The following is a 6,397-nucleotide window of genomic DNA, read 5'->3' on the forward strand; positions in this document are numbered from 1 at the left end:
TAAGATTCTCGCTCTATCTTGCAAGTTAAAGTTAAGCAAGGAAGCAGCATGCTGCTTCCTTGACCTCGGTCTTAGTAAAGGATTTGGTTGTTTGTGATTAACTCATCAAGACTGACTGTGGTGTCTTTTAGAATCAACAACTGAGTATCAGTAAATTGATCTTTCTTCACACTGCCATCAGCTTCGAATTGTTTACCATCACGGTCAATCGAAATCACAGTATCTTTGCCCTGTTGTGTCACGCTAACAAAGTTGCCAAGGTTAAGAGTTGAGTTGTATTGATCAAGCAATGCCGAAACATCAATCTGATCACCACCTTTACCTAACTCGAAATCTTGCCAAGTGTCTAGACCATTGCCACCAACCGCATCTTGACGATCGAGTAAATCAAAGATTACCGTGTCGCTACCAGCGCCCATCGTAAAGATATCATTGGCTGCACCACTTTCTACGATATCTGCCTTTGATGATCCCAGTACGTTTTTACCCACATTGATTTCAATGGTGGCTTTATCGGATTCACCTGTTGGTGATACGATTTCGTAAACAAAGATGTCTTTACCACCACCTTTACCATTTGGCGTATAGGTGTAACTACCATCAGCACGCACCGTTAAGCTACCGTATTGCCCCAATACTACAATTTCTTGAGATGGTTCTTTAGCATCAGGCGCAGCGTCAAGACCTAATACTTTATTGCCAAACTTAACAATGGTTTGCTCAAGCAAATCTTCCATCAACATATCATTGGCAAGGAAGTTACCATTCACCTGATGCTCAGTATAGTTTTCCTCTGGATCAGTGCTCCATTGGTCAACATAGGCTTCTTTGACTTTAATGTCATAACCATAGCTTTGACGTGTCCATGTACGACCTGGTACTTCTAATACCACTTGGTACTGACCTGCAGCCAAATTATGCAACTCTGCCGTTGCAATTGCTGTTGTTTCACCCGTCACTGTCGCTTGTTTCACAACTTCATTGATCGTGTTACCCAACTCATCTTTTACACGAATAATCGAGTAAATGACTTTGACGTCATAGCCTGAAATCTCAGTTAAAGTTTGCAAGCTCAGTTCAATACTCTTCGCATTTGTATCACTTGCTAGAATATTGAAGGTTTCTGTAATTTTAACGCCACTCGAGTTGGTTGGACCAATTGCATTTTTATTGGCTGTAATATCACTAGACTTGTCAAATATAACAGCTTCGTCATTGACCTTATTGATCATTACAGCTGTGGTATACAACTCTTGTCCTGCAGCATCTACAGTATCTGCCTTAGCATCAACCGTACCTAACTTGACATTTAAGATGGCAACTTCGCTTTCACCCGTCACTAAGTTTTTGATGACATAGCTAAAGGTGTCCACTTTACCGTAGTTAGGTGGTACTGCTGTATTATCTACAACATATTTATAGCTACCATCCGAATAAACGGTAATCGTGCCGTAATCGCCTTTTACCACAACCCCTGCAGGCGTCATGTCTTGGCCATCTACAGTGCTTACTGCAAATTCTGGGCTCAAACCAAGCTCATCACTAATACCACCTTGGTATGTTTTCACTTGATTATAGTCATATACGGTCATGTTGTCGGCTGTTAAGGTTGAACCACCCGCTACACTTACTCCACCTGTCGTCAGGTAAGCCACATACTCACCCTCAACAAAAGTCACCGTTTCAGGATCATTGTGAATACCACCCAACGGAATACCTAATACAGCCAACGGTACAATTAAGAAACTTTCATTGACATGATACATTTCATATTGACCCGTAGTTGGGTTTTTCTTGTAGATGACTAAGTCAGATACATTGCCTAAGCCGACGACTGAACTACCCGTGGCACTAAAGGTCATATCCACGATTTGACCTTGTTTTACGGTAATGTTTAAGCCTTTGTTAGTGCCAATCACACTCGCATCAACCACACTACCTAAGCCAATACCTGCCACACCAAATGCTGTGGTTTTATTTTCGCCATTGGTAATTGGGTTAGCGACATTGACTTTCGGATATTCCGTTACACCTGGGTCAATGGTTAACTCCGCAATTACAGTGTCCACATCTTGATTACGTGGTATATAATCTAAAGTCACATTGAGTTTTGCAGTGCTGCTGGTTCCCAAAGTTGGATCAAAAATAGTGTACTCAAAACTATCTACATCACCATAGTTAAAGTTCTTGGTGCTATAGGCGGTATAAGTGTAATCCCCATTGGCAGAAATAGTTAAAGTACCGTATTTACCTTCAATGATGGTTAGCTCTGACAACTGATCCGTCTGTACAACTTGTCCATTGACCATCGTGACATAAGTGGTTGGTAACACATAATCTGCTGAACCTTCCTCTAAATTTAGGTCCTTAATCACGTTGCCTTGTGCCTGACCTGCAACTGCAATTGGGTTGGCATAATCAAGTAACAAGTCTTGTGTGGTTTCTAAGGTATAACCAAACAGTACGTTGACACCACGAGTTGGTTCTAATAAAGCAATATATTGACCTTCTTCTAAGGTATAAGTTAACTCATCAGACACACCACCAAGTAATGCCGCACCAAACCAGCTTTCTTCTTGGCTAAACAGCTCATATTGTTCAAATTCAGCATTCCATTTATAAATAAATAGATCGAAGTCAGCCAGCAGTTGTATACCACCTGTTTGTGCCTTAAAGGTAATCTCACGCTTGGTATCCGCTGCAACATTCACTTCAAAACGGTTTTCAGGTTTGACTGCACCTAGGTCTAAAACGCTACCTAAGCCTACATATGCCACGTTGACAATACTCTTACTTGCCAGCGCTTGTTCAGAAACCGTCGGATCTACCATTAAAGTTAGATCAACAGCATCATTTACTGCCTCAATGCTGCTTTGTTCCCCGCCATTAATATCAATGGTTAAGGTCACATTTTCTTGAACATTTTTACCATTGGTCACGGTATAACTAAATACATCTGTTTTACCCGACTGTGTCACTGTTGGGTTGACTTGATAACTATATTCACCATTTGACCAAATCGTGAGTACACCATGTTTACCTACAATTTGAGTACCGGTTTCTACACTTGGGTCTACTGTTAGATTTTGATTTTTTGTTTCGTCTAACAAATGGTTAGCAATATGCGTTACCTGTAAATCAGCAGCACCACCAAAGTCATTGTCTAGCACGTTGTCATTTACTGTACCTGGTGCATAGAAATACTCTGTATGTGAAACTTCCACCGTCATATTTTCAAGCAATGATAAGGTATTCGACACTAAAGGTGCGACGACGCTATCTACAAGTTTATCAACCAAGCCAACCACTTCGTTAATGACAGGTAGATTAAGCAAGGCATTCAGCAATACCGATACTGGACTAGTTAAAACATTTGCTGCACCAAGAACTGCACCTAGTAGGTCAACCAGACCTTGCGTTGATGGGCTCTTGGCACCGAGTAAGTTAGAAACTGTATCAAGTAAAGCTTGTTGACTTTGTGAACCTAATAATGTGCCTTCAGCCCCCAAATTACCTAACTCAATATCCGTTAATAATTCAGTTAAAGCGCTCTCATCGGCATACGTACTCACACGGTATTCACCCTCAGGTAAACCATAGAAGCTTAATGTATGTGTACCGTTATCAATTGCGCCAAGTGCATATTGTGTCCCTAAGGATGCCACTACACCTTCACCACCCAGTGGCGCAGACATAAAGATCTCCCATGCCCCTGTAGCTGGGTTTTGTTTTTGTACAATCACACCATAGGCTTTAGCAACTGTTAATAACGACTCACTCTTAAAGGAGACAGTTACAGCGCCAATTGAATCTGAGCTTTGCGCTGGTTTGGTAGCATCACCAATGGTGAATACTGTACCTTGCTGAATATCATCGTTCATTGAGTCATCGATAGCGAGTAAATTCAAGAACTGTGATGATTCAACTTTAATGACTGGCGCTATATCAGCTTCAAGCTTAGTGTCAAAGGCTTGTTCATCTGGTAATGCCAAACCTACAGAGATATCAAATTTCTGTGTATTTGATTGCACAAGCGCTGTATTACCTGCCGCATCGTAAACGGTTGCATAGGCTGTTAACTCTGCAGGACCATCAATTAATCCAATAAGATCATTTGCAACATTCGCTGTCCAAGAGCCATCACTTAAAATAGTAATGTTGTCATCAGCTGCATTGAGTTTCACTGTATAAGTTTGATCTGCAACAGTAAACGTTAACTCAATAGCTGAGATTAAATCACCTTGTGTTAAAGCGACTTGACCGGTAACGGTTACATAGCCATCCATTAACTCATCTGCATTCACAACAAAATCCGCACCTTCGATTGAAGTAATCGTATGTACGGCATCTGCTGAAGCAATCTGAGTATCTACAACCGCTTGATCCTTGCCTGGTGCAGACTGGTTGCCCGCTGCATCTTTGATGGTAGCTGTCGCTACAAATTCAGCGCCTTGGGCTGCGTCCATTGCAACATCAACGATCACGTGTTTGGCACTAAGATCCGCTGCAGTCACTACGTGTTCAACACCGTTCACTGAAACAGTATCACCTGCTTGTGCATCTGCTGGTAAAGCAACGGTCACCGCAACTTTGCCATCCTTGACTTCAGCTTGGCTAATCCAGTCATCACCATTGCCAATCGACACGCTTGGTGCGCTTGGTGCTTGGCGATCTACAACGATCTCAGCTGTTTTGCTGATCTGAGCAGTATTACCTGCAGGATCAACGACTACGGCTTCAACGATGATCGGGTTCTTAGCTGTTGCTAAGTTCTCGCTTGGTACTATCGCGGTCCATACACCTTCTGGCGTCACTTGAGCGTCGACAAGTTGACCATTCACTGTCACTTTGATGCTTTGGGCTGTTTCACCATCTTTTAAGCCAGTCACTTGACCTTGAACTTTGACAGTGTCCGCTTCAAGCTCTTCAGCATTGAGTATGTTATCGGCAGTTATAGGATCAATCAAAATCTCAGCTTGAGGTGCTGTACTATCAAGTGTGAGTGCGTTTGGACCAGCTTCAGCTTTATTACCTGCGTCATCTGTTGAATTTGCTGTAACTGTGTATTCACCATCTTTGAGTACTGGTGCATCAACACGCCAGTTACCTTCAGCATCGACAGTTGTTTCAAGCTCTGCAACAGTTTCACCTTCAGCATTTTTGATAACAACATTAACTGTTTCGCCTTTGTCACCTGTACCGCTAATCGCTGGGGTCGTGTCATTGGTTAATTCAGGCACGTTCAGAGTTAATTCTGGTGCTGTTGTATCTACTTCAAAGTCACGATTTGCTGTTGTCGTTTTATTTGAGATGCTAGTTGCAACGGCATCAACATAATAATGACCTTCAGCTAATTCAACTGATGTATAGCTCCAGCTACCATCTGCTGCAACAAATGCTTCACCTTGTCCGACAATATTTTTACTTTGATCAAGAATTTGAACAATGACCTTATTCCCTATATCTGTTTTACCAGTAATGGTTGGGGTAAGGTCATTAGTCGAACCTATAACATCAATTAATAAAAATAGCTCAGCTGTATGAATGATGGTATTTAATGGACCAGCTTCAGCTTTATTCCCTGCGTCATCTGTTGAATTTGCTGTAACTGTGTATTCACCATCTTTGAGTACTGGTGCATCGACACGCCAGTTACCTTGAGCATCGACAGTTGTTTCAAGCTCTGCAACAGTTTCACCTTCAGCATTTTTGATAACAACATTAACTGTTTCGCCTTTGTCACCTGTACCGCTAATCGCTGGGGTCGTGTCATTGGTTAACTCAGGTACTTCAAGCGTTAATGTTGGTGCTTGGCGATCGACCACTGCTGTGTCATTCGCTGGTGCAGACTGGTTGCCCGCTGCATCTTTGATGGTCGCTGTCGCTACAAATTCAGCGCCTTGGGCTGCGTCCATTGCAACATCAACGATCACGTGTTTGGCACTAAGATCCGCTGCAGTCACTACGTGTTCAACACCGTTCACTGAAACAGTATCACCTGCTTGTGCATCTGCTGGTAAAGCAACGGTCACCGCAACTTTGCCATCCTTGACTTCAGCTTGGCTAATCCAGTCATCACCATTGCCAATCGACACGCTTGGTGCGCTTGGTGCTTGGCGATCGACCACTGCTGTGTCATTCGCTGGTGCAGACAGGTTGCCCGCTGCATCTTTGATGGTCGCTGTCGCTACAAATTCAGCGCCTTGGGCTGCGTCCATTGCAACATCAACGATCACGTGTTTGGCACTAAGATCCGCTGCAGTCACTACATGTTCAACACCGTTCACTGAAACAGTATCACCTGCTTGTGCATCTGCTGGTAAAGCAACGGTCACCGCAACTTTGCCATCGTTAACTTCAGCTTGGCTAATCCAGTCATCACCATTGCCAATCGACA

1 protein-coding gene is annotated in these 6,397 nt (G+C 42.9%); it reads right to left on the reverse strand.

What is annotated here, in order from left to right; translation table 11 throughout:
• Nucleotides 1-71 precede the first annotated feature (71 nt).
• The coding region (locus tag AC5YCI_RS01450; protein ID WP_496175125.1) for a BapA/Bap/LapF family large adhesin at nt 72-6,397 on the reverse strand (6,326 nt) is incomplete at its 5' end.

It is taken from the genome of Acinetobacter sp. CY17 (assembly GCF_059515825.1).